Below are 21,534 nucleotides of genomic sequence, written 5' to 3'. Positions count from 1 at the left end.
GCTCAGCGGCGCGGTGCGTCGACGACGGGCTGGTTGAGCAGGTTGCCGTAAGGCGCGGTCTTCGGCGCCTTCGCGTCAGAGCGCGGCTCGAGCCACTGCGGCTGCTTTCCGGGCGCGGGTGTCACCTGCATCACGGGCGTCTTGGGGGGCGGGCCGGTGGGGGTCGCCATCGGCGCCGCCGCCGCACTGTTGCCCCCGCCCTTCCCGCCGGCGTCGGACGCATTGCCCCCCTCGCCCTTGCCGCAGGCAGCAAGCGGGACGAGCAGCGCGAGGAGGAGCAATCGCATGCGCGGTACAAAGCGCGAGCGTCGGGCGCGTTCCAGCACCAGTGCATCGCGGTGCGCAGGGTAAGCATGGACGCCGCGACGGGTCCGCACGCGGTGGTCGTCCCGCGGATGGTCAGGAGACGCGTTTGCGGGTAGGACGGCCACGTGTTCCGCCGCTTGCTGCTCCTCCTCGCGCTGATCGTGGCGCTGCCCGCGACCGCGCGGCCGGCGTGCCACGACACGGGGCCAGCGGCCGGCGCGCGAGCAGCGATGCCCCATGCGACGGCGATGCATCACGCCGGCGGTCGCACAGATGGCGACCATCACGGCGCGCGCGGGGGCGGCCACGACTGTCTCGGCTGCATCCCGCCCGACATGCTGATCGGCGCGCGGCTGGACGGTTCGATGCCGCCGCCGTCGCGCGCGCGGCCCGCGCGCGTTGTCTCGCTCGCGCCGGGTGAGGCACCGCGCCCGACACCACCGCCGCCGAAGACCGCGTAGCCGCCCGGGCGCACGCGCGCCCGCGACACGCGTTTTCCTCTGCCGGAGTTTCCCATGTATCGCCCCACCCTGCTCGCCGCCTGCGCGGCGGGCGCGCTGCTGCCGTCAACGGCCGCGGCACAGCACCACCACGACATGCCGATGCCCGCCGCTTCGCCGAGCGTCGCGGAGACGACCACCGCCACGGCGAGCACGCACACCACGCCGCCCCGACACGCCTCGGTTGCGAAGCCAAAGGGCGCCAAGCCCCGCACACGGAGTCCCGTCGCGCCCTCGATATCCGCATCCGGCCATGCGTCGCGCGGCGCAGCCATCAGCCACACCGGCATGACGGATTTGCGGCCCGCGCTCGCGCAGGCACCGGACAGCGCCGCCGCATCGAACCATGCAGACCATGCGGCAATGCCGGCGGGCTCGCTCGATCACGTCCACCAGGATCATACAAGCGCGAAGGCTTCACCGACTGAGTCCGCTCGGGCGTCGCGCACGGAGGCGCAGCCACCGCATCACGCCACGATGCCGGGCATGAGCGGCGATCATCAGGGCATGAACCACGCCGACAATGACATACTGGCGCAGACCGGTGCGGCGGCAGCGGACGACGCCGCTCAAAGTCACGCCGCGATGAACCACACCGGCATGGACCACGCCATGAGCTTCACCGCCCCGCCGGCGTGGCGGCAGGCGAGCGACGCCGCGCTCGCGCACGCGCCGGTCGGTGCGACGATGTCGGGGATGACGATGGGTACCGCGAACGGCTGGTACTCCCCCGGCAGCGGCACCGCGCGCCTGCCCGCGGCGGAAGGTCCGATGCGCGGCGCGATGATCCCGGCCGGCGAATGGATGGTGATGGCGCACGGCTACGCCTGGGGCAGCGTCACCGATCAGGGGGGCGCGCGCGGCGCCGACATGGCGTTCGTCCAGTCGATGGCGATGCTGATGGGCGACCGCGATCTCGGCGACCGGTTCCACCTTCAGTTGCGCGCGATGGGCAGCCTCGAGCCCGCGATGGGGCAGCGTGGCTATCCCAACCTGTTCGCGACCGGCGAGACCGCCAACGGCGTGCCGCTGGTCGACCGCCAGCACCCGCACGACCTGTTCATGGAGCTCGCCGCGCGCGTCGACTACCGGCTGGGAGGCGACACCAATCTGTTCTTCTACGGCGGACCGGTCGGCGAGCCCGCGCTCGGGCCATCGGCGTTCATGCATCGCGGCTCGGCACGCTATCAGCCGCTGTCGCCGATCACGCACCATTGGTTCGATTCGACCCACATCACCTACGGCGTGGTGACCGCGGGCGTATCGGGGCCCAAATTCCAGCTCGAGGGATCGTGGTTCAAGGGGCGCGAACCCGACGAGCGGCGCTGGAGCCTCGATCCGATCGCACTCGATTCGTGGTCGTTGCGCGGCACGTGGACGCCCTCCCCCTACCTCGCGGTGCAGGTCAGCCACGGGCATCTGAAGGAACCGGAGGTGCAGCATCCGGGCGAGAACGAGAACCGCACCACTGCGAGCGTGCAATGGGCGCGCGGGGGCATCGCGACCACAATCGCCTGGTCGCGCAAGGACCGGCAGCCGGGCGACGTGCTGAACGCCTATCTCGCCGAGGCGACGTGGGAGATCACGCCGCGCCACGCGGTGTTCGCGCGGGTCGAGAATGTCGTCAACGATGAGCTTTTCCCCGACCACGACTCGTCGCTTCACGACCGGCGGTTCCGCGTGACCAAGGCGGAAGGCGGCTACGCCTATCGCCTGCCGATCGTCGGGCCGCTGGGGGTCGCGCTGGGGGGGACGGTCGCGGCCTATGCCAAGCCCGCCGCGCTCGATGCCGCATACGGCAACGCGCCGGTCAGCTGGACGTTGTTCGCGAAGCTGGCGGTGGGCTTGTAACCGGGCGGGCCCGCGCGCGGGAATGCTGCCGCCTGCCCCCGTCTCGCCCCGCATCGGGCGAGACAAAGCGGGTCGGGAGGATTAGGGCAAACGGCGATGCTGCGCCCGGCCCTCCCGCTCGCCGCGCTCGCTGCCCTGGGCGCGTGCGCTTATCCCTACACCCCCGCGATGCTGTCGCCGGTGACGCAGCCGGCACCGCCCGCGACCGGCGCGCCCTACACGACGGTCGCGACCCCGCCCGCCGCCTCGGCCACGCGCGACGACGGGATGGGCGACGCGCCCGCGATGACCGAGGCGCGCGCGCCGGTGACGATCCTGGTGTCGATCGACGGCTTCCGCCCCGATTACCTCGCCCGCGGGGTCACCCCCAATCTGTCGCGCCTGGCGGCCACCGGCGTGTCGGCGAACATGCGGCCGAGCTTTCCGTCGAAGACCTTTCCCAATCACTGGACGCTCGTGACCGGGCTGCGCCCCGATCGCCACGGCATCGTCGCCAATTCGTTCATCGATCCCGCGCGCCCCGACGAGACGTTCACGATGGCGAGCGACGACCCGTTCTGGTGGAACGCAGCTGAGCCAATCTGGGTCACCGCGGAGAGAGCGGGGATCCGCAGCGCGACGATGTTCTGGCCCGGCGCGAACGTCGCCTGGGGCGGTGTGCGCGGCTCGGGCGGGCACGGCGAAGTCGACGGCGGCACGCGCCCGTCCGACTGGCAGCAGTTCAACCAGGCGGTGACCGGCGAGCAGCGCGTCGCGGCGGTGATCGACTGGATGCGGCGCCCCGCCGCCACCCGCCCGCGGCTGGTGACGCTCTATTTCGACACGGTCGACAGCGCCGGACACAGCTACGGTCCCGGCGACGCACGCACGACGCAGGCGGTGGCCGAAGTCGACCGCCATATCGGCGAATTGACGCAGGGGCTCGCCTCGCTGCGCCAGCCCGCCAATCTGGTGATCGTCGCCGACCACGGCATGGCCCCGACCAGCAGCACGCGCGTGATCGCGCTCGATCGCATTGTGCCGCCCGCCGACGCGCGCGTGTTCGAGGCGGGGCCGTATGCCAGCCTCTACCCCGCGCCCGGTCGCGACGCCGCGGTGCGCACCGCGCTGCTCGCGCGCCACCCGCACATGACGTGCTGGGCGAAGGCCGATATCCCGGCGCGGTTCCACTACGGCGCGAACGTCCGCGTTCCACCCTATCTGTGCCTCGCCGACGATGGTCCGGGCGGCGCGTGGTCGATCGAAAAGACCGCGCCGACCAAAGCGCGCGAGGGCGGCAACCACGGTTACGACAACACCGCCCCCGACATGCGCGCCTTGTTCATCGCCAATGGCCCCGCTTTCGCCGCGGGCAAGCGCGTTGGTGATTTCGATAACGTCGACGTGGCGCCGCTGCTGCGCGACCTGATCGGGCTACCCGCAGGCCCGACGCTCGACGGCAACGACCGGCCGTTCCGTGGCGTGCTGCGGCGATAACGAAGGAGAGGGGCTCGCGCGATGCAATATTTCGAGGATCTGGAGGTCGGCGCGCGGCAATCGTTCGGCGCCTACGTCGTGACTCGCGACGAGGTGATCGACTTCGCCTCGCGCTACGATCCGCAGCCGTTCCATCTGTCCGACGAGGCGGCGGCGGCGACGCACTTCGGGCGGTTGTCGGCGAGCGGGTGGCACACCTGTGCGATGGTGATGGCGATGCTGGTCGACAATCTGAAACGCAACCGACAGGCCGGGCTCGGCTCGCCGGGGATCGACGAATTGCGCTGGCTGAAGCCCGTCTATCCCGGCGACACGCTGCGCTGCGAAACCGAGGTGATCGAGAAGCGCCGCTCGGCCTCGCGGCCCGAGATGGGGATCTTCAAAAGCCAGCTGACGGTGTTTAATCAGGATGACGTCGCGGTCATGTCGATGATCTCGAACGGGCTGATCGCGACGCGGCCGGCCGACCTTCCCGACGCCGGGTAGGATCGACCAGCCAACGATCGCATTAGGTCAGGCCGCCGCGCCCGACCGGCTTACTGATTGGGACCGCGGCCACCGCGCCCGCCGCGGAAACCGCCGCCGCGCCCGCGGAAGCCGTCGCCGCCGCGACCACCGGGCCGGAACGCGCCTTGCGGCCGCGGGGTGCGATACCCCTCGGCACGGTTCTGCTGGCGCAGGTCGCGGTAGTCCTGCCGCACGTCGCCGCGATACTCGCGTCGCGCGTCCCGGCGTCCCTGCTGGAACTGCTCGCGCGTGATCTGTCCGTTGCGATACGCCTGGCGGTTGTCGCGGATGTCGCCGCGGTAGTCGCGCCGTTCGTTTCGCACGTCGCGGCGGAAATCGCCCCAGTTCTGACGCACCTGCGCGTTGCCGCGACGCCCCTCCCAGTAACGACGCTGTCCGTCGTTCCAGCGATAAGGCCGACGATTGCGATCGTAGACGTACACGCCCGTGCCAGGGTAATAATAATTGTTGTACCAGCCGTAATAGCCCGGCGCGTAGCCGCCGAAACCGCCGGCATAATAAGGATCGCCGTAATAGCCGGCGCCGCCGTAATAACCGTCGCCGTAATAGCCGCTGCCGACGCCCACGTTGACGCCGCTATAGCCGTAGCCATCGGTGCAGGCGCCCAACCCCAGACCCAGACTGCCGAGCAGCGCGACAAGGCCGATACGTTTCAGGTTCATCGTGTCTCCCCCGTACGCAGGAAAGCGGCAGGAACGCGCCGCCGTTCATCGTAGAACGGAGGCGATACATCGAAGTTCCTTTAATGGTCCGGGAACGAAACCAGCGCGTCGACGCGAATGTCCTCGCCGCGCAGGGCGTCCGCGCCACCCAGGTCGGGCAGGTCGACGAGGAACTGCGCCTGCGTGACGGTCGCGCCCGTCTTGCGCAGCAGGCGGACGGCCGCGCGCGCGGTGCCGCCGGTCGCGATTAGGTCGTCGATCAGCAGCACGCGCGCACCCGGCGCGCAGGCGTCGGCGTGGATCGCGATCCGGTCCTGCCCGTATTCGAGCGCGTAATCCTCCGCGATCGTCGCGCCCGGCAGCTTGCCGTCCTTGCGGATCAGCAGCACGCCCGCGTTCAGCGGCACCGCGAGCGCGGCGGCGAACAGGAACCCGCGCGCCTCGATCCCCGCGACGAGATCGACCGGGCCGTCGACGGCCGCGACCATCCGCTCGACCGCGGTGGCGAGCCCGGTCGGCGACAACAGCAGCGTCGTGATGTCGCGGAACTGGATGCCGGGTTTCGGAAAGTCCGGGATGGTGCGGATCAGCGCGCGGAGGTCGTCATTGGCCATGCGTGCGCTTTTCGGCGGTGTGGCGGGGGAGCGCAAGGGTGCGTGCGTCCCGTCACGAACGACAACGGCCGGAGCGTGAGCCCCGGCCGTTTGTTTCGCTGGTCGTCCCGGTGGCGGGCGCCGCGGACAAAGCCCGCGTCGTCGGTCGGCGCCGCGGCGCCGCCGGCCGATCGAGCGCGAGTGGCACGCGGCAGCTATGCTACCTGCGCGCCGCGCTCGATCAGTGCTCGATCCCGCGCCACACGTTCTGGTACGCGCCCCAGGTCAGGAACACGAAGATCATCAGGAAGATCACCGCGGCAAGACCCGCCGCGTGGCGCGCCTCCAGGTTGGGCTCGGCAGTCCAGGTCAGGAACGCCGACACGTCGCGCGCCATCTGGTCGCGGGTCGCCTTGGTTCCGTCCGAATAGGTCACCTGACCGTCGGAGGTCAGCGGCGGCGGCATCGCGATGTTCAGGTTGGCGAAATACGGGTTGTAGTGCAGCCCCGGCGGAGTCTTCGCGCCCGGGAACTCCTTGAGGAGTTCCGCCGGCTGGTTGCGATAGCCGGTGATCAGCGCGTGGACGTAGTTCGGGCCGTCCTCGCGCGCCTTGGTGATCAGCGACAGGTCGGGCGGCAGCGCATTGTTGTTGGCGGCGCGCGCGGCGACCTCGTTCGCGAACGGCGACGGGAAGTGGTCGGACGGCAGGTTCTTGCGCGTCGCGGCCTCGCCCGTCTCGGGGTTCACGCTCGGCTGCTCGATCGCCCACTGGTTGGCGATCGCCTTCACCTCGGCGTCGGAATAACCGATCTTGGTCAGGTCACGGAACGCGACGTACTTGAGCGAGTGGCAGGCGGCGCAGACTTCCTTGTACACCGCGAAGCCGCGCTGGACCTGCTGGCGGTCGAACTTGCCGAACAGCCCCGCCGACGGCAGCCCGATGCTCTCGGGATGCAGGTGGAAGACGTGTTCCGCGCTTTCCTTCGCGGGGTCGGTGATCGCGGTCCGGGCGGTGCCGAACAGCGCCAGCGCCAGCACGAAGACGAACGCCGCGCCGATCACGATCGAAATGAGACGAGCCATTGTGTTCTTTATCCCCTTTTCGTCGCTGCTCGGCTCAGCCCGCCATCGCGGTCTTGGCGGGCGAGGTACCGGCGTGCTTCGCCAGCACCGCCTCGGTGATCGAGTTGGGCAGCGGGCGCGGACGCTCCGATGCCGACACCAGCGGCAGGATGATGAGGAAGTGCGCGAAATAATAACCCGCCGCGATCTGCCCCATGATGACGTTGCGCGCGGTCGCCTCCGCCCCGCCGACGTAGCCGAGCACCAGGATGTCGATCAGCAGCACGACGAGGAACCAGCGGTAGGTCGGGCGATAATTGGCCGAACGCACCGGCGAATTGTCGATCCACGGCAGGAAGAACAGCAGCAGGATCGAGCCGAACATCGCGAGCACGCCCCACAGCTTCGCGGGCAGCAGGAAGTCCGCGGTGAAGCTCTTCAGGATCGCGTAGAACGGCAGGAAGTACCATTCGGGCACGATGTGCGCCGGGGTCGAGAGCGGGTTCGCCTCGATGTAATTGTCCGGGTGGCCGAGCAGGTTGGGCGAGAAGAAGATGAGTGCGGCGAAGATCAGGAAGAACACCGCGACGCCGACGCCGTCCTTGGCGGTGTAATAAGGGTGGAACGGCACCGTGTCCTGCTCGCCCTTCACGTCGACGCCGGTCGGGTTGTTCGACCCCGGGATGTGCAGCGCCCAGATGTGGAGAATGATGACGCCCGCGGTGACGAACGGCAGCAGATAGTGGAGCGAGAAGAAGCGGTTGAGTGCCGCATTGTCGGGCGCGAACCCGCCCAAGAGCCACACGCGGATCGTCTCACCCACGAGCGGGATCGCCGAGAAGAAGCCGGTGATGACCTGCGCGCCCCAGAAGCTCATCTGCCCCCAGGGGAGCACGTAGCCCATGAACGCGGTCGCCATCATCAGCAGGAAGATGACAACGCCGAGCAGCCACACCATCTCGCGCGGTGCCTTGTACGACCCGTAATAGAGCCCGCGGCCGATGTGGATGTAGACCACCGCGAGGAACATCGACGCGCCGTTGGCGTGCGCGTAGCGCAGGAACCAGCCCGCGTTGACGTCGCGCATGATGCTCTCGACCGAGCCGAACGCGACCGCGCCGTTGGCGGCATAATGCATCGCGAGCACGACGCCCGTCACGATCTGACACACCAAGGCCGCGCCCGCGAGCACGCCGAAGTTCCAGAAATAATTGAGGTTGCGCGGCACGGGATAGCCCGCGCCGATCGCGTTGTAGACGAGACGCGGCAGCGGCAGCTTCTCGTCCATCCACCGCATCAGCGGCTGCTTCGGCTCATAATGCTTGGCCCAGGGAAAGCTCATGTGCGGCTACCTCAACCCACCGTCACGACGGTGTCGGAATTGAATGCATACTCGGGGACGACCAGGTTCTTGGGCGCCGGGCCCTGACGGATGCGGCCCGCGGTGTCGTACGCCGACCCGTGACACGGGCAGAAATAGCCGCCGAACGGCCCCTTGTTCTCACCCTCGCCGGCGCCCAGCGGCACGCAGCCCAGATGCGTGCAGACGCCCAGCGTGATCAGCCAGTTCTTCTTGCCCGCCTTGGTGCGCTCCTCCAGCGTCTGCGGATCGCGCAAGCTCGACACCGCGACCGCGTCGGCGGCGGCGATCTCGGCCGGGGTCAGGTTGCGCACGAACAACGGCTGCTTGCGGAACGACGCCTTGATCGCCTGCCCCGGCTCGATCTTCGAGATGTCGAGCTCGGTCGTCGACAGCGCGAGCACGTCGGCCGAAGGGTTCATCTGGTTGATCAGCGGCAGCACGATCGCGAGCGCGCCGACGCCCGCGAACGACACGGCGGCAATGTTGATGAAGTCGCGACGGCGCGGATCGTGGACGGTGCCGTCCGCGAGCAGCGCGGGGTCCTCACCCGGAGGAAGCCGATCGTCGACAGTCGCCATTCACACGCGCCCTTGCATTGCCCTGCGGGGCACGTGGCGAGCCTGACACGCCCGCGTACCCCCCTGTGACGGCCGGCGATCCCCCCGGCCGGTCCCTTGATCGCCTGATAGCCAAGCCACCGTCGCTTTGCCAATCCCATTTTGCAGACGCGTAACGAGCCGGTAAGGCCCGCGTCATGCGTATTGCGCTGTTTCAACCCGATATCGCGGGCAACGTCGGCACCATCCTCAGGCTCGCGGCGTGCATGGGTGCGGGGGTAGACCTGATCGAGCCGATGGGGTTTCCGTGGAGCGACCGCGCGCTCGCACGCGCGGGGATGGACTATGCCGCGGCGGCGAGCGTGACGCGCCACGTCGACTGGGACGCCTTCGTCGCCACCGCGCGCGGCCGCCTGGTGCTGGCGACGACGAGCGGCGCGGTACCCTATACCGACGCCGCCTACCGGGGCGACGACGTGCTGCTGTTCGGGTCGGAGAGCGCGGGCGTGCCCGCCGACGTCCACGCGCGCGCCGACCTGCGCGTGCGCGTGCCGATGCGCGAGGGGATGCGCTCGCTGAACGTCGCGGTATCGTGCGCGATGATCCTGGGCGAGGCGCTTCGGCAGACGGACGCGTGGCCCCAAGGCTCCCCCGCGTGAGGCATTCTGCCGCCTCGACGCGGGGGCCCCTCGCCCGCTAAGCGCTAGCCCCATGTTCCAGCTCGACGACCAACAGACCCAAGCCCGCACCTGGTTCGAGCATCTGCGCGACCTGATCTGCGCCGAATTCGAGGCGATCGAGCGCGAGGCGGGGTCGGACGCGACGTTCGCCTATATCTCCTGGGACCGCGCCGATCCCTCGGGCGAACCCGGTGGCGGGGGGGTACGCGGCGTGATGAAGGGCCGCGTGTTCGAGAAGGTCGGCGTCAACGTGTCCACCGTGGGCGGCACGTTCGAGGGCGAATTCGGACGCACGATCCACGGCGCGGGCGAGGATCCGCGTTTCTTCGCGACCGGCATCAGCCTCGTCGCGCACATGGCGAACCCGCACGTCCCCGCGGTGCACATGAACACGCGCTTCCTGCGCACCACCAAGCAATGGTTCGGTGGCGGCGCCGACCTGAACCCGCCGCTGCCGGTCGCGGCGGATACCGCCGACTTCCACGCGACGCTGAAATCCGCGTGCGACGAGCACGACGCGGGCTATTATCCGCGCTTCAAGGAATGGGCGGACGACTATTTCTACATCCCCCATCGCAAGGTCCACCGCGGCGTCGGCGGGATCTTCTACGATCACCTCGAGAACGACTTCGCGCGCGATCTGGCGTTCACCAAGGATGTTGGGCGCGCGTTTCTCGACGCGTATCCGCGGATCGTCAGGCGGCGGATGAGCGATGCCTTCACCGCCGACGACGTGGCCGAGCAGCGCCGCTGGCGCGGGCGCTACGCCGAGTTCAACCTCGTCTACGACCGCGGCACCTTGTTCGGGTTGAAGACCGGCGGCAACATCGACGCGATCCTGATGAGCTTGCCGCCCGTCGCAAACTGGGACTGAGGCGCATGGCGCTGATCCCCGTGCCAGAGGGCGAGCTGGCGACGATCGTCACCACGCTGGAGATGACGCGCCGCCCGCCGCTGCGCCCCATTCCGCCCGCGCCGCTCAGGCTGGTGCGCTGGCCCGCACCCGAGCCCGACAAGTACCGCGCGCTGTTCCGCCGCGTCGGCGCGCGCTGGTTATGGTATTCGCGGCTGACGCTCGACGACGCCGCTCTACTCGTGATCATCCGTGACCCGTATGTGCAGGTATTCGCCGCGGTCGATGCCGCCGGCGTCGAGGTTGGGATGGTCGAGCTCGACTTCCGTCACACGGGCAATTGCACGATCGGCTATTTCGCGCTGGTGCCCGAACTGGCGGGGCGGCAACTGGGCCGCTGGCTGATGGCGGAGACGCTGGCGCGCGCGTGGCTGCCCGGGGTGACGCGCGTCGCGCTCCACACCTGCACGCTCGACCACCCCTCGGCGCTCAATTTCTACCGCGCGCAAGGGTTCGTCGCGGTCCGGCGCACGATCGAGACGTTTCCCGACCCGCGGCTGATCGGGCTGCTGCCCGCCGACGCCGCGCCTCAGCTGCCCCTTCTCGCCAGCCGGATATAGGTCGCCATCCCGATCATCAGCACGGCGAGGTGATAGGCCCCGCCGAGGAATGCGATCGCGCCGTCGACGAGGCTCAGCACCAGCGGATTGTCGTTGCCCGGTGCGCGCAGCCATTCGTCGGCGGACAGCAGCGGCACGATCGCGAGCCATTGCAGCAGGAACACCGACACGACCGCGCCGGCAAGTGCGAACCCCTGCCCGCGCGTCGCGCGCCACGACGTGCGGATCGCCGCGATCACGCGCTGGCGCGGCGCACGCGCGAGCAGCGGGATCGCCGCCGACAACCGTCCCTGCACCCATAGTCCGGGCAGCACGAACAGCCACATGCCGACGCCGACCGGCACCGCGATCAGCAGGCTGGCGAGAATGAACGGTACCAGGCGCGCGCCCGCGGTTCGCATCGCCCCCGCGACCACGGGGCGATCGGGATCGAGCAGCAGCACCGCGATCGTCGCGAGCCCGAACACGCCGACCGCGTCGGCGAGCAGGTACCAGATCGCGTTCGTCTGCCCCCAGGTGCCGACCTGCGTCATCCACGCCTCCAGCATCGGCTGGTCGCGCGGCGCAGGCGGCAGCGGCGGCAGCGGATCGCACAGCAACTGCACCGCGAAGCCCGGCAACACGACGAGCGGCAGCGCGATGCGCAGGATCAGGTCTGCCTGACGCCGGAACAGCGACCAGGCATCGGCGAGCAGCCGCGAGAAGGTGAGCGTCATTGAACGAGCGGCGCGTCCTGCGCGGCGTCCTCGCGGTCGCGCGCGGCGACGTAGAAGCGCGCGTAGAACACCGTCTGCACGACGGTCGCCAGCGCGGTCAGCGCGGAGGACGCGACACCCACTGCGACGCCGACGCCCCCGGCCGCGTCCGCGCCGAGCAGCAGCCGCGCGATCACGCCCGTCACCGACGTCGCCGCGAGCATCGCGACGATCACAACGATGCCGTAGAGGATGACGACCCCGACCAGCCGCAACGCCGAGCCGCGCGTCAACCGAAAGCTGCGCGCGAAGGCGCCGAGGCCGCGCCGCTCGTTGACGATGATCGCGAACAGCGGAACCAGCTTCGCGGTCACCCACAATCCGACGACCAGCGCGATCAGCGTGATGATGCCGGCGAGGTTCAGCGCACTGCCGCTCGCGCGCGCCAGATCGAACCGCCCGGTCGCGGGATCGAAGGTCGCCCCCGACTGGACGACCAGCAGCGTGATCGGCACCCCGATCGCGATCACCGCGACGACGACCAGCGCGATCGCGCCGATCGCGGGAAGCAGCCGCTGGAACCCGATGCTTGTCGCGCGCGCCGCGTCGACGTCCGGGTCGCTCGCCACCGCGGTGACCGCGAGGACGCCCGCGATCAGCAGCACGCTGGCCGCCAGCGACACCAGCGAGGCGACGAAGGCGAGCGGCGTCGCGGGCGTGGCGAACGCACCGACGGCCGCGCTCACGACGCCCGGTACGAAGAAGAACAACAGCGCCAGCCGCGCGAGAATGCCGCTGCGTCCCTGCAGCACATCAACCGTGCGATCCCAGACCAGCCCCATGTGCACCATCGTTCCCCCTGCTCGCCGACGCCCGTTGCCCCGGCGCGCGCGACGGCGCGGGGGCGATATGCCGCGGCCTAGCCGATCCGCCGCGCCCCGCCAATCACCCGCACGCGGCAGGTGCCGCACGCTCCCCCCTTCGCAATCCCGCCCCGTTGCCAAGCCCGCCCCCGCATCGCATCTGGGTCGCGTGGATGAGATCGACGATATCGAATGGCGCGTGACGCCGGGGCTGACGCCGTACGACCAATCGCTGGCGGAGATGGAGGCGCGCGCCGCCGCGGTCGCCGCCGGCAGCGCACGCGAGCTGATCTGGCTGCTCGAACACCCGCCGGTCTATACCGCGGGGACGAGCGCGGACCCGGCCGAGCTGGTCGACGCGCGTTTTCCGGTGATGCCCGCGGGGCGTGGCGGGCGCTACACCTATCACGGGCCCGGCCAGCGCGTCGGCTATCTCGTGCTCGATCTGAATAAACGCGGACGCGACGTGCGCTGCTTCGTCCACGCGGTCGAGGGCTGGGTGATCGCGGCGCTCGCCCAGGTCGGGATCGACGGCTTCCGCGCACCGGGGCGGATCGGCATCTGGACGCACGACCGTTCAGGGCAGGAGGCCAAGATCGGCGCAATCGGCATCCGCGTGCGGCGCTGGGTCACGCTGCACGGCTTTGCAGTCAATTTGCACCCCGACCTGTCGCATTTCGGCGGCATCGTCCCGTGCGGGATCGCCGATTATCCGGTCACCAGCGCGCAAGCACTTGAAAAAGCGGTCACCAGTGCAACCTTCGACGCCGCGCTGGCGTTCACCGCCAGACCTTTTCTCCAAAGCCTTTCTTGTCACGGTGAAATCGAGGCTTGAGGGGTGGTCGCGTACCGATTACCATTAACGCCGATTTGGGTATTCACGACCCCAACGGTCTCCAAATCTACAGTCTAGGGAGCAAATTCATGCGTGCCATCATCACCAAGGTTCTGACCGGCTCGGCACTCGCAGCAGCCGCGCTCGCGGTTTCGGCGTGCGGTTCGAAGACCGAGACCACCACCGACAACACCATGATCACCGACATGAACGCCACCGAGGGCATGGACACCATGTCGGACAACATGACTGCCGTCGACGGCAGCATGAACGGCGGCATGATGGCGAACGACACGATGGGCGCTGGCATGGGCGGCAACGACATGATGATGTCGAACACCATGACCACCACGACCACGACCAACGCGATGTAATCTGCCGCCAGGGCATTTACGAAGCGAGAGGCCGTCCGGGCGACCGGGCGGCCTTTTCTTTTGCTCGCCTGAAACAGGTGGCGACCGATCGGCGACTGCTTTTCCCATAAGCTTGCCGGCATCGATCGCGGGCCCCACCCGCCGACGATATCCGCAGGGAGGTCGTTTCGATCGCGTCTCCGTTTTGCGACGGAACGCAGCGGAATCATGGCAGAAATCGCTTGGGGCGATTAACCAACATTGGTAAAAGCGCACCACATAAGGCGCGGCCGGGGCGCGCGGGTGAGGAGTGTCGGAACATGGGGTTGGTTCGGTTCGTCGGCATGGGTGCCGCAACCGTGTTGGCGTTTTCGAGCGTATCGGCGTCTGCGCAATTCTACCTGCAGCACAAGGACCTGAGCGCACCCGCGATCACGGGCAGCGAGCCCGATGTCGGCATGGTCCTGCCCGGCGCGACCGCGGCGGAGCAACGCGCCGGCATCGCATGGAACATGCGCGCGGCATTGAACGTCGCGGCGCTGCAATGCCAGTTCGAGCCGACGCTACTGACCGTCGACAAGTACAATGCGCTGCTGACCGACCACGAGGCCGAGCTGAAGTCGTCGTACGACACGCTCACCAAATATTTCTTGCGTGTCGCGAAGACCAAGAAGGAAGGGCAGCAGGCGCTCGACCAGTTCGGCACGCGCACCTATTCGAGCTTCGCGACGGTCAATTCGCAGTTCAACTTCTGCCGCACCGCGGGCGATATCGGGCGCGAGGCGCTGTTCAGCCCGCGCGGGCAGTTCACGCAATTGTCGCTCGACCGGATGCGGGAGTTGCGCAACAGCCTGACGCCGTGGGGCGACCAGGCGATCGTCCGCGTCGGCCGCCCGATGCCCGCAACGCTGCCGCGCTTTGAAAAGGTCTGCTGGAAGGGCAACGAGTATAACGTCAAGCGCTGCGGCGACCCGCTCGTCCCGGTTGCCTACGCCTCACGCTGACGCTGACGACGGTCGAGGGGGCGGACGAGCACCGCCCTCACGACCGGCTGATTGACTAGCGCGCGGCATTGGTCCACCAGGACGAACGACGATCCTGCCGCGAGCGACGCGCGACGGCGGCACTTTAGAACCAAAAATTGCATCGAGCGCGACCTAGCAGGCCGCCGCAGTAAGCAGCGCAGCCCTGCTAATGCTGGGTGTTCAGGCCACCAAGCCACGCCACGCCACGCTCAATAACGTCGCAGCGGCGGGTCATCGATCCTGCGCTATCGACGTGCCAGGCGCCTGGCTCCAAATTGGCGCGACCATCGCGGCCTACCTTGCCGCCCGCCCGGCCCCATCGGTCACCCGCGACTCACACCACCGCGCGAACAGATCGGGTACATCGACCGCCAACCAAGGATTCGCGCCACGAACGCGCCCCGTTCCCACCACACCATATCTAGCGCGTCACTCACTTACCCACACCTAGATATCGAATTTGTTCACAGAAAAACCATGCCCGCAGCCGCTCTGCGGGGTGGCGGCGCAGGCGCGCTTCCCGTATCATCGCACAGCGCATCGGCAACCCCTTCGCCGCGCCGCACCGGGAGCAACCGTTGGTCGAATCGAGCCGAGACACGATCCCTGCCGCCGCGCGGAACGCGCGCGCGCTGCGGTCGTGCGCGCGGGCGGCCGATCGCTCGTCCCGCCCGTCGCGTTGCGGCTCGCGCATAACGAAAACCCCGGCCCGCCTGCCCGCACGGGGCACGCGAACCGGGGCCGTACGTCACCGCTCGCGCGGGTTACGCTTACTCGGATTCCTCGAGCTGCACTGCCTCGGCGCCGTTCGCCGACAGGCGGACCTTGCCATCCTCCACGTCGGCGACGAGGGCGAGCGAGATGTAATGGTGCTTCGCGCCCTGCCCGTCCTGGGTCTGCGGCGAATCGTTCTTGGTCAGCTTGATACGGTCGCCCTCGACATGGTCGACGGTGCCGACATGGGTGCCGTCCGCGCCGATGACTTCGGCATGTTCCTTGATCTGGCTGGCGTCGACCATCGTGTCACTCCTTGCTTGATGGGTTCGGGTGCGCAACGCACGATCGCGCGGTTGGTCGCATCGCCATCGGCGCGCGCCGCATGAGCTGGTCGATCATCATCATGTACGTGGTCGCGGGCGTCCTCGCGCTCGTCGGCGCGGGGCTGCTCCTCGCGCTGACGCGGCCGAGCGGCCCGGCCAAGGTCTACGTCTTCCGCATGGCGGGCATCATGCTGCTCGCGGGCGGCGTCGTGCTGGCGATGAGCGCGACCGCGATGCGCAATTGGAGCGCGGAAGACTCGTTAACCCCGAACGCGCAGGGCACCGCGTCGTGAGGCATCCGCTCGCCCTGTTCGCGACGACCGCGCTCCTGGTCGCGGGTGCGCTGCTGTTCGCGCTCGGGCTCGTGCAGTTGCGCCGCCGCCACCTGCCGCGGCACCCGCGAGGCTTGGCCCCCACCCGCGCCGCGCTCGCCGGCGCGCGCGACTGTTTCCTCGGCGCGCTGACGCTCGGCGTCGCCGGCCACCACCTCAACACCATCCTGTCGGAGTAACCCCCATGTCCCTCCTCCACGCATCGAAGCAGTACAAGCCGTTCGAATACCCCTGGGCGTTCGAATTCTGGAAGCGCCAGCAACAGCTCCATTGGCTGCCGGAGGAAGTGCCCTTGGGCGAGGATTGCCGCGACTGGGCGCAGAAGCTGACCGATCACGAGCGCAACCTGCTGACGCAGATCTTCCGCTTCTTCACGCAGGCCGACGTCGAGGTGCAGGATTGCTACCACGAGAAATACGGCCGCGTGTTCAAGCCGACCGAGATCAAGATGATGCTGACCGCGTTCAGCAACATGGAGACGGTCCATATCGCCGCCTACAGCCACCTGCTCGACACGATCGGCATGCCCGAGAGCGAGTATGGCGCCTTCCTCGAATATGCCGAGATGAAGGACAAGCATGATTACATGCAGAACTTCGGCGTCGACAGCGACGAGGATATCGCGCGCACGCTCGCGATGTTCGGTGGCTTTACCGAGGGCGTCCAGCTCTTCGCCAGCTTCGCGATGCTGATGAACTTCCCGCGCTTCAACAAGATGAAGGGCATGGGGCAGATCGTCAGCTGGTCGGTGCGTGACGAGAGCCTCCACTGCGAGGGCATCATCCGCATGTTCCACGCCTTCTGCGCCGAGCGTCAGTGCCTGACCAAGGCGGTCAAGGACGACATCGCCGACGTGTGCCAGACGACGATCCGGCTCGAGGACAATTTCATCGACCTCGCGTTCGAGATGGGCCCGGTCGAGGGGATGAAGCCCAAGGATATCAAGAAGTACATCCGCTACATCGCCGACTGGCGCATGGGGCAATTGGGCCTGAAGCCGATCTACATGATCGACGAGCACCCGATCCCCTGGCTCACCCCGCTGCTCAACGGCGTTGAGCACGCCAACTTCTTCGAAACCCGCGCGACCGAATATTCGAAGGCCGCGACCAAGGGCCAGTGGAACGACGTCTGGGACGCGTTCGACAAGCGCAAGAAGGCGAAGGACGCCAAGCCCGCGAACGAGGACGTCGTGGCCGAGGCGGATATGTTTGGTGGGGTTGCGGCGGAATAACAGAGCGTCGTTGGAGGGGATTACATGGGCGTCGAGGCTCTCAATCAGCTCGCTATCGTCTTTAAGACGCCCATCCCATTTATGCGTCGGTCATATTAGCCATAATAATAATTTGGCGAGTACTTGACTGGCGTTACAGCTCAATCATTGATAATTTCGAACATCGCCTGAAGCTGCGAGATGACACCTCCGCTCACGCGCCGGAGGTGGGTGAGCGAATAGTGGTAAGCTCAAATACAACAGTAAAGCCTTCAAAATACGAAATGCAGCGGAGTGACACTTGTCCTACTGCCGCACCACCGCCTTCTGATAAAGCACTATCGCCCCAAACACTACGCTCTATCTATCGTGACAGGACCTCACTGCAGGCTGACCGACTGGCGACTTTATACATTGGCAAATGCATGACAGTTCGAGGCCGGGTGAAATCAGTTTACGCTCCCCCGTACGATGGGGCCGCAATAAGAGTATCGTTACAAGACGATGGCAGCTCCACGACAATTGAGGGGGTTTGGCTAAATTTCCTTCAGGATCATGACCGTTTAGAAATTCTGTCACGCGACGACATTATTACCGCAACGGGAGAATTAGAAAGTTTTAGCGCCTTCGATATTGTTTTAAGGGACTGTCGTCTTGCATGATGATGTCGCGCCTGAATACATATCAGATTAAACTGAAGACAAGTAGTTCTGTCCTACACGCCCCTTCCCCGCATACCTCCCCACGCTCCATAACCACGGAGCACACACATGGCCGCTCGCCGATCCGCCGCCGCTCGCTCGTCCGAGCATGAACCGGTCCACGACAACGTCACCGACTTGCCGCTGCCCCCGCCCGTTCCCGTCCGCGTACGCGCCGATGGGTGGACCGCGGAGCGGCAGCGTACCTTTCTCGTCGTGCTGGCGGAGACGGGGTCGGTCAGCAACGCGTGCCGCGAGGCGCGCGTGTCGTCGCGCTCGGCCTATCGCCTGCGCGCGCGGCCCGATGCGGAGGATTTCGCGCGCACCTGGGATCAGGCGCTCAAGATCGCGACGGTGCGGCTGACGACGCTCGCGTTCGAGCGCGCGACGCGCGGCACCGTTCGCGAGATCTGGAAGGAAGGACAACTCGTCCAGCAGACGCGCGAGCCGAGCGACCGGCTGCTCGTGTTCCTGCTCCAGCATCTGCTCCCCGCGGGCAAGCCTGGCGACCGCTGGGACGGGTTCGAGGCGATGACCGATGCCGCCCGCGGCAGTTTCCAGCGCTCGCTCGGCGCGCTCGGCGACCACGCGTGCGAGATGGTGCCGGTGGTGTCGCGCGATTTCTTCCCCGAGGTGCCGGGCGATCTGGAGGAGGATACCTGAGGCTGCGGGCTCGCGCGCGCGCACATGCGTAGGGGTGTGACTTTAGTGACTTTCCGCGCCGCCTCGCACCGCGTCGATCCCGCAATGCAACCCGCGCACCGCACCGCGCGTCTGCTTCCCGCACAGCCAGGGAGGATCGGTGGCGGGACGGGTGAAGCGCAAGGCGGGGCTGGCGGAGGCGGAAGCGCTCATCGCCCGCGCCGCGCCGCCGCCTGTCTGCGCGCTGTGCGGCCGGCCGCTGGGGGTAAAGGTCGAATGGCACCACGTCGTCCCCAAGAGCGAGGGCGGCACGCATACCGCACCGGTGCATCCGATCTGCCACCGCGCGATCCACGCCGCCGCCGACAATCGCGCGCTGGCGGTCGCGGGTACGCTCGATGCGTTGCGCGACGTGCCGGTGATGGCGCGGTTCCTGCGCTGGATCGCGGACAAGCCGCCCGACTTCCACGCGCCGACCAGACGCGCACGCTGACCCCGTACCGACGCGTGCCGCGCGTCGATCACCGATTCGCCGCGCGCGACGCGGGGGAGCCGAGCATGGCGGAACAAGGCGCGGTGCGGCGGCTTTGTGGCGCGCGCGTTCGGGTGCGGCAGCTTTGTGGCAACCCCGTTCATCATTTCGCAAGAAAGCGTGTCGTTCCGGCCACACTTCCGATTTACTCGGCGGGCACGCGTCGATTTGCGCAACCCTGTCAGCATCCGCCGGTTACGTGGGCCTCGGGTACGCTGCTTCGAAACGCAGTCACCCCCGATAAAACAGATAAAACTATACCGAGGTTCATCATGCGTAAGCTCGTTCTTGCGACGGCCGTTGCCGTGTCCGCTCTCGCCGCTGCCCCTGCCTTCGCGCAGGACGCGTCCTATCCGTCGACCACCGACACCGCTTATGGTCAGACGACCACGACCGACACGGCGACCGCGCCCGACGGCACGCGCGCGTTCGGCATCGATCCGTATTTCGCGATTCGTGGCGGCTGGGAGCAGTTCGACAGCGAGCCGAACAAGGCAGGCATCCCCCCCGTCAACCGTCGCGACAAGCTGAACGGTTCGCTGGTCGAGGGTCTGGTCGGCTTCAACGTGCCGCTCAACGCCTTCTTCATCGGCGCCGAGGGTAACGTCGCCAAGGGCGTGTCGGGCGACATCGACTGGGAATACGGCGCCGCGGGCCGCTTCGGCTTCCGCGCTGGCGAGAGCGGCCTGTTCTACGGCAAGGTCGGCTACCAGTGGGTCAACTTCGACAAGCGCGTGAACACCAACCGCGACTATGACGATGTCACCTACGGCGTCGGCTTCGAAGTCGGCCCGAAGGACATCGGTCTCGGCGGTCTGACCGGCAACGCCGGCTTCCGTCTGCGCGGCGAAGTGTCGTCGTTCGGCTGGGTGCACAGCTTCCGCCCGACGCTGGGTATCGTCACCCACTTCTGATCGCATGATCACGAACCCCGCGCCGGTTGCGTAGCGCGCGGTGGTTTTCCGGGGGAGCGGGACCGCAGGGTTCCGCTCCCCCACTCGTATCCGTCAGCCGCGCGGCAGCCAGTCGGCAAGGATCGCGTTGACCGCCTCGGGCGCTTCCTGCTGCACCCAGTGCGATACGCCCGGCAGCCGCCGGATCGTCAGGTCGGGCACGAACCGCTCGGTCCCGTTCAGCGTCTCGAGCCCCAGCGCGCTGTCCTCCTCGCCCCAGACGATCAGCGTCGGCACCTCGACCCGCCCGCCGTTCGACAGCGCCATGCGGTCACGGTGGCGTGCCGCGGCGCGGTACCAGTTGACCATCGCGCTCGCCGCACCCGGCCGCTGCGCTGCGGCGGCGTAGACGTCGAGCACCTCGTCGGGAAAGCGCGACTTGTCGACCGCCATGCCGCGGAACGCGTGGCGGATCGCGGCGGCGTCCTTCGCAGTCAGCGCCGCCTCGGGCAGCCACGGCAGCTGGAACGCCGCCATGTACCAGCTCCGCCGCCGCTGCGGCCAATGCTTCAACGCCTCGGCGAAACAGATCGGATGCGGCAGGTTCATCACCACCAGCCGCTCGACCGGGCGGACCCGGTTGATCGCGAACATCCACGCGATCGCCCCGCCCCAGTCGTGCGCCACCAGCGTCAGCTTGTGCGCGCCGCTCGCATCGAACAGCGCGGCGGCATCGGCGACGATACGGTCGGCGCTATACTGCTCGACCCCGATCGGCCGCGACGAGGCGCCATAGCCGCGCTGGTTGGGCGCCCAGACGCGGTAGCCCAGCTCGGCGAGCAGCGGCATCTGGTAGCGCCACGAGAAATTGAGCTCGGGAAAACCGTGAAGACACAGCGTCAAATGGTCGCCCGCCCCCGCCTCCGCCACCTCGAACGTCAATCCGTTGGCGGCGACCGTGCGCTGCGTGATCCCGCTGTCGGCGGCGGGAGTCCAGCTCGGGCTCACGCCCGGCGGCTGAGCTGGATGTTTGGTTTGACCGCGGTGAAGTTCGCGACGTCCGCGTTCACCTCGGCGGTCCGCGGGTTCGCCATCGCCTTCTGGAACGCCTCCATCGATGTGAACTCGACCAGCGCCACCGTCGAGAAGGCAGGATCGCCCGTCAGCCCGGCGAGCGCGTGATAGACCGCGACGTCGCTCACCGCATCGCCCCACACCTCGCGGACCAGCGGCATGTGGCGACTGTTGTAATAGGCCTCATCGAACGGCTGATCGGCGTCATAAGGGTAAGCAATGGTCATGGTCACCATAAGCGCGCGCTCCCAAACCCGCGCGCCGCCCGGTGCGGCGCCGACGGG

General features: G+C 67.9%; 27 protein-coding genes. 15 read left to right on the top strand and 12 right to left on the bottom strand.

What is annotated here, in order from left to right; translation table 11 throughout:
* Nucleotides 1-2: 2 nt before the first annotated feature.
* A complete protein-coding gene (locus KZ810_RS05725) occupies nt 3-287 on the bottom strand; it encodes a hypothetical protein (protein WP_219768031.1) in 285 nt (94 codons plus the stop codon).
* 302 nt (nt 288-589) lie between these two features.
* Nucleotides 590-1,096: a hypothetical protein gene (locus KZ810_RS05720; protein ID WP_219768030.1), complete on the bottom strand. Its 507-nt coding sequence runs from the start codon at nt 1,094-1,096 to the stop codon at nt 590-592.
* Between the two features lie 196 nt (nt 1,097-1,292).
* Between KZ810_RS05720 and KZ810_RS05715 the strand changes: the two genes are divergently transcribed.
* The 3 genes from KZ810_RS05715 (at nt 1,293) to KZ810_RS05705 (ending at nt 4,619) form a co-directional block, all read left to right on the top strand.
* On the top strand, nt 1,293-2,657 hold the full coding sequence (locus KZ810_RS05715; RefSeq protein ID WP_258044481.1) for a hypothetical protein: 1,365 nt from the start codon (nt 1,293-1,295) through the stop codon (nt 2,655-2,657).
* Nucleotides 2,658-2,753: 96 nt separating this feature from the next.
* Nucleotides 2,754-4,133, top strand: coding sequence for an alkaline phosphatase family protein (locus tag KZ810_RS05710; RefSeq protein WP_258044479.1), 1,380 nt, complete (start codon nt 2,754-2,756; stop codon nt 4,131-4,133).
* Between the two features lie 21 nt (nt 4,134-4,154).
* The gene (locus tag KZ810_RS05705; RefSeq protein WP_219768029.1) at nt 4,155-4,619 is read left to right on the top strand and encodes a MaoC family dehydratase; all 465 of its coding nucleotides are present in this window, start codon (nt 4,155-4,157) and stop codon (nt 4,617-4,619) included.
* Nucleotides 4,620-4,669: 50 nt separating this feature from the next.
* Here the strand turns inward: KZ810_RS05705 and KZ810_RS17190 are convergent, their stop codons facing one another.
* From KZ810_RS17190 to petA, 5 genes are all read right to left on the bottom strand, one after another.
* The gene (locus tag KZ810_RS17190) at nt 4,670-5,323 is read right to left on the bottom strand and encodes a hypothetical protein (protein ID WP_258044478.1); all 654 of its coding nucleotides are present in this window, start codon (nt 5,321-5,323) and stop codon (nt 4,670-4,672) included.
* Nucleotides 5,324-5,403: 80 nt separating this feature from the next.
* A complete protein-coding gene (locus KZ810_RS05695; RefSeq protein ID WP_219768028.1) occupies nt 5,404-5,937 on the bottom strand; it encodes an adenine phosphoribosyltransferase in 534 nt (177 codons plus the stop codon).
* 220 nt (nt 5,938-6,157) lie between these two features.
* The gene (locus KZ810_RS05690; RefSeq protein WP_219768027.1) at nt 6,158-7,000 is read right to left on the bottom strand and encodes a cytochrome c1; all 843 of its coding nucleotides are present in this window, start codon (nt 6,998-7,000) and stop codon (nt 6,158-6,160) included.
* 34 nt (nt 7,001-7,034) lie between these two features.
* Nucleotides 7,035-8,321 carry a cytochrome b gene (locus KZ810_RS05685; protein WP_219768026.1) on the bottom strand — a complete coding sequence of 429 codons (1,287 nt, stop codon included), beginning with the start codon at nt 8,319-8,321 and terminating at the stop codon, nt 7,035-7,037.
* 11 nt (nt 8,322-8,332) lie between these two features.
* Nucleotides 8,333-8,920 (bottom strand): ubiquinol-cytochrome c reductase iron-sulfur subunit, encoded by a 588-nt coding sequence (gene petA, locus KZ810_RS05680; protein WP_258044477.1) that lies wholly within the window; start codon nt 8,918-8,920, stop codon nt 8,333-8,335.
* 176 nt (nt 8,921-9,096) lie between these two features.
* Here petA and KZ810_RS05675 point away from each other — a divergent pair, with 176 nt between their 5' ends.
* Genes KZ810_RS05675 through KZ810_RS05665 form a run of 3 tightly spaced genes read left to right on the top strand, consistent with a single transcriptional unit; the run spans nt 9,097 to nt 11,052 of the window.
* Complete coding sequence (locus KZ810_RS05675) at nt 9,097-9,558, top strand: tRNA (cytidine(34)-2'-O)-methyltransferase (protein WP_219768025.1); 462 nt, start codon at nt 9,097-9,099, stop codon at nt 9,556-9,558.
* Nucleotides 9,559-9,610: 52 nt separating this feature from the next.
* Complete coding sequence (gene hemF / locus KZ810_RS05670; protein WP_219768024.1) at nt 9,611-10,453, top strand: oxygen-dependent coproporphyrinogen oxidase; 843 nt, start codon at nt 9,611-9,613, stop codon at nt 10,451-10,453.
* Nucleotides 10,454-10,458: 5 nt separating this feature from the next.
* Nucleotides 10,459-11,052, top strand: coding sequence for a GNAT family N-acetyltransferase (locus KZ810_RS05665; RefSeq protein ID WP_219768023.1), 594 nt, complete (start codon nt 10,459-10,461; stop codon nt 11,050-11,052).
* Here the strand turns inward: KZ810_RS05665 and KZ810_RS05660 are convergent.
* Complete coding sequence (locus tag KZ810_RS05660) at nt 11,022-11,768, bottom strand: hypothetical protein (RefSeq protein WP_219768022.1); 747 nt, start codon at nt 11,766-11,768, stop codon at nt 11,022-11,024. The two genes, KZ810_RS05665 and KZ810_RS05660, sit on opposite strands and share 31 nt — an antisense overlap.
* On the bottom strand, nt 11,765-12,589 hold the full coding sequence (locus tag KZ810_RS05655) for a hypothetical protein (RefSeq protein ID WP_219768021.1): 825 nt from the start codon (nt 12,587-12,589) through the stop codon (nt 11,765-11,767). Before KZ810_RS05655 ends, KZ810_RS05660 begins: the two co-directional genes overlap by 4 nt.
* Nucleotides 12,590-12,779: 190 nt before the next feature.
* Here KZ810_RS05655 and lipB point away from each other — a divergent pair, with 190 nt between their 5' ends.
* The 3 genes from lipB to KZ810_RS05640 all read left to right on the top strand — a co-directional run bounded on the left by lipB (nt 12,780) and on the right by KZ810_RS05640 (nt 14,802).
* Nucleotides 12,780-13,445 (top strand): lipoyl(octanoyl) transferase LipB, encoded by a 666-nt coding sequence (lipB, locus tag KZ810_RS05650; RefSeq protein ID WP_219768020.1) that lies wholly within the window; start codon nt 12,780-12,782, stop codon nt 13,443-13,445.
* 89 nt (nt 13,446-13,534) lie between these two features.
* Nucleotides 13,535-13,819 carry a hypothetical protein gene (locus tag KZ810_RS05645; protein ID WP_219768019.1) on the top strand — a complete coding sequence of 95 codons (285 nt, stop codon included), beginning with the start codon at nt 13,535-13,537 and terminating at the stop codon, nt 13,817-13,819.
* A gap of 299 nt (nt 13,820-14,118) precedes the next feature.
* The gene (locus KZ810_RS05640; protein WP_219768018.1) at nt 14,119-14,802 is read left to right on the top strand and encodes a hypothetical protein; all 684 of its coding nucleotides are present in this window, start codon (nt 14,119-14,121) and stop codon (nt 14,800-14,802) included.
* Between the two features lie 791 nt (nt 14,803-15,593).
* Here KZ810_RS05640 and KZ810_RS05635 read toward each other — a convergent pair.
* The gene (locus KZ810_RS05635; RefSeq protein WP_219768017.1) at nt 15,594-15,842 is read right to left on the bottom strand and encodes a DUF2171 domain-containing protein; all 249 of its coding nucleotides are present in this window, start codon (nt 15,840-15,842) and stop codon (nt 15,594-15,596) included.
* A gap of 80 nt (nt 15,843-15,922) precedes the next feature.
* Between KZ810_RS05635 and KZ810_RS05630 the strand changes: the two genes are divergently transcribed.
* From KZ810_RS05630 to KZ810_RS05605, 6 genes are all read left to right on the top strand, one after another.
* On the top strand, nt 15,923-16,156 hold the full coding sequence (locus tag KZ810_RS05630) for a hypothetical protein (RefSeq protein ID WP_219768016.1): 234 nt from the start codon (nt 15,923-15,925) through the stop codon (nt 16,154-16,156).
* Nucleotides 16,153-16,374: a hypothetical protein gene (locus tag KZ810_RS05625; protein WP_219768015.1), complete on the top strand. Its 222-nt coding sequence runs from the start codon at nt 16,153-16,155 to the stop codon at nt 16,372-16,374. Before KZ810_RS05630 ends, KZ810_RS05625 begins: the two co-directional genes overlap by 4 nt.
* Nucleotides 16,375-16,379: 5 nt before the next feature.
* Complete coding sequence (locus tag KZ810_RS05620; protein WP_093005379.1) at nt 16,380-17,429, top strand: ribonucleotide-diphosphate reductase subunit beta; 1,050 nt, start codon at nt 16,380-16,382, stop codon at nt 17,427-17,429.
* Nucleotides 17,430-18,178: 749 nt separating this feature from the next.
* A complete protein-coding gene (locus KZ810_RS05615) occupies nt 18,179-18,772 on the top strand; it encodes a hypothetical protein (RefSeq protein WP_219768014.1) in 594 nt (197 codons plus the stop codon).
* A gap of 190 nt (nt 18,773-18,962) precedes the next feature.
* Nucleotides 18,963-19,244: an HNH endonuclease signature motif containing protein gene (locus tag KZ810_RS05610; protein ID WP_219768379.1), complete on the top strand. Its 282-nt coding sequence runs from the start codon at nt 18,963-18,965 to the stop codon at nt 19,242-19,244.
* A gap of 311 nt (nt 19,245-19,555) precedes the next feature.
* On the top strand, nt 19,556-20,197 hold the full coding sequence (locus KZ810_RS05605) for an opacity protein (RefSeq protein ID WP_219768013.1): 642 nt from the start codon (nt 19,556-19,558) through the stop codon (nt 20,195-20,197).
* Nucleotides 20,198-20,290: 93 nt separating this feature from the next.
* Here KZ810_RS05605 and KZ810_RS05600 read toward each other — a convergent pair whose 3' ends face one another.
* Both KZ810_RS05600 and KZ810_RS05595 read right to left on the bottom strand, forming a co-directional pair.
* Nucleotides 20,291-21,184, bottom strand: a complete 894-nt coding sequence (locus KZ810_RS05600) for an alpha/beta fold hydrolase (protein WP_219768012.1) — start codon at nt 21,182-21,184, stop codon at nt 20,291-20,293.
* Nucleotides 21,181-21,477: an EthD family reductase gene (locus KZ810_RS05595; protein ID WP_219768011.1), complete on the bottom strand. Its 297-nt coding sequence runs from the start codon at nt 21,475-21,477 to the stop codon at nt 21,181-21,183. Before KZ810_RS05595 ends, KZ810_RS05600 begins: the two co-directional genes overlap by 4 nt.
* Between the last annotated feature and the right edge of the window lie 57 nt (nt 21,478-21,534).

This window comes from Sphingomonas citricola, assembly GCF_019429535.1.
Classification (GTDB): Bacteria; Pseudomonadota; Alphaproteobacteria; order Sphingomonadales; family Sphingomonadaceae; genus Sphingomonas; species Sphingomonas citricola.
The sequence above is the reverse complement of the archived record's forward strand: the minus strand, read 5'-3'. Positions and strand labels throughout refer to the sequence as shown.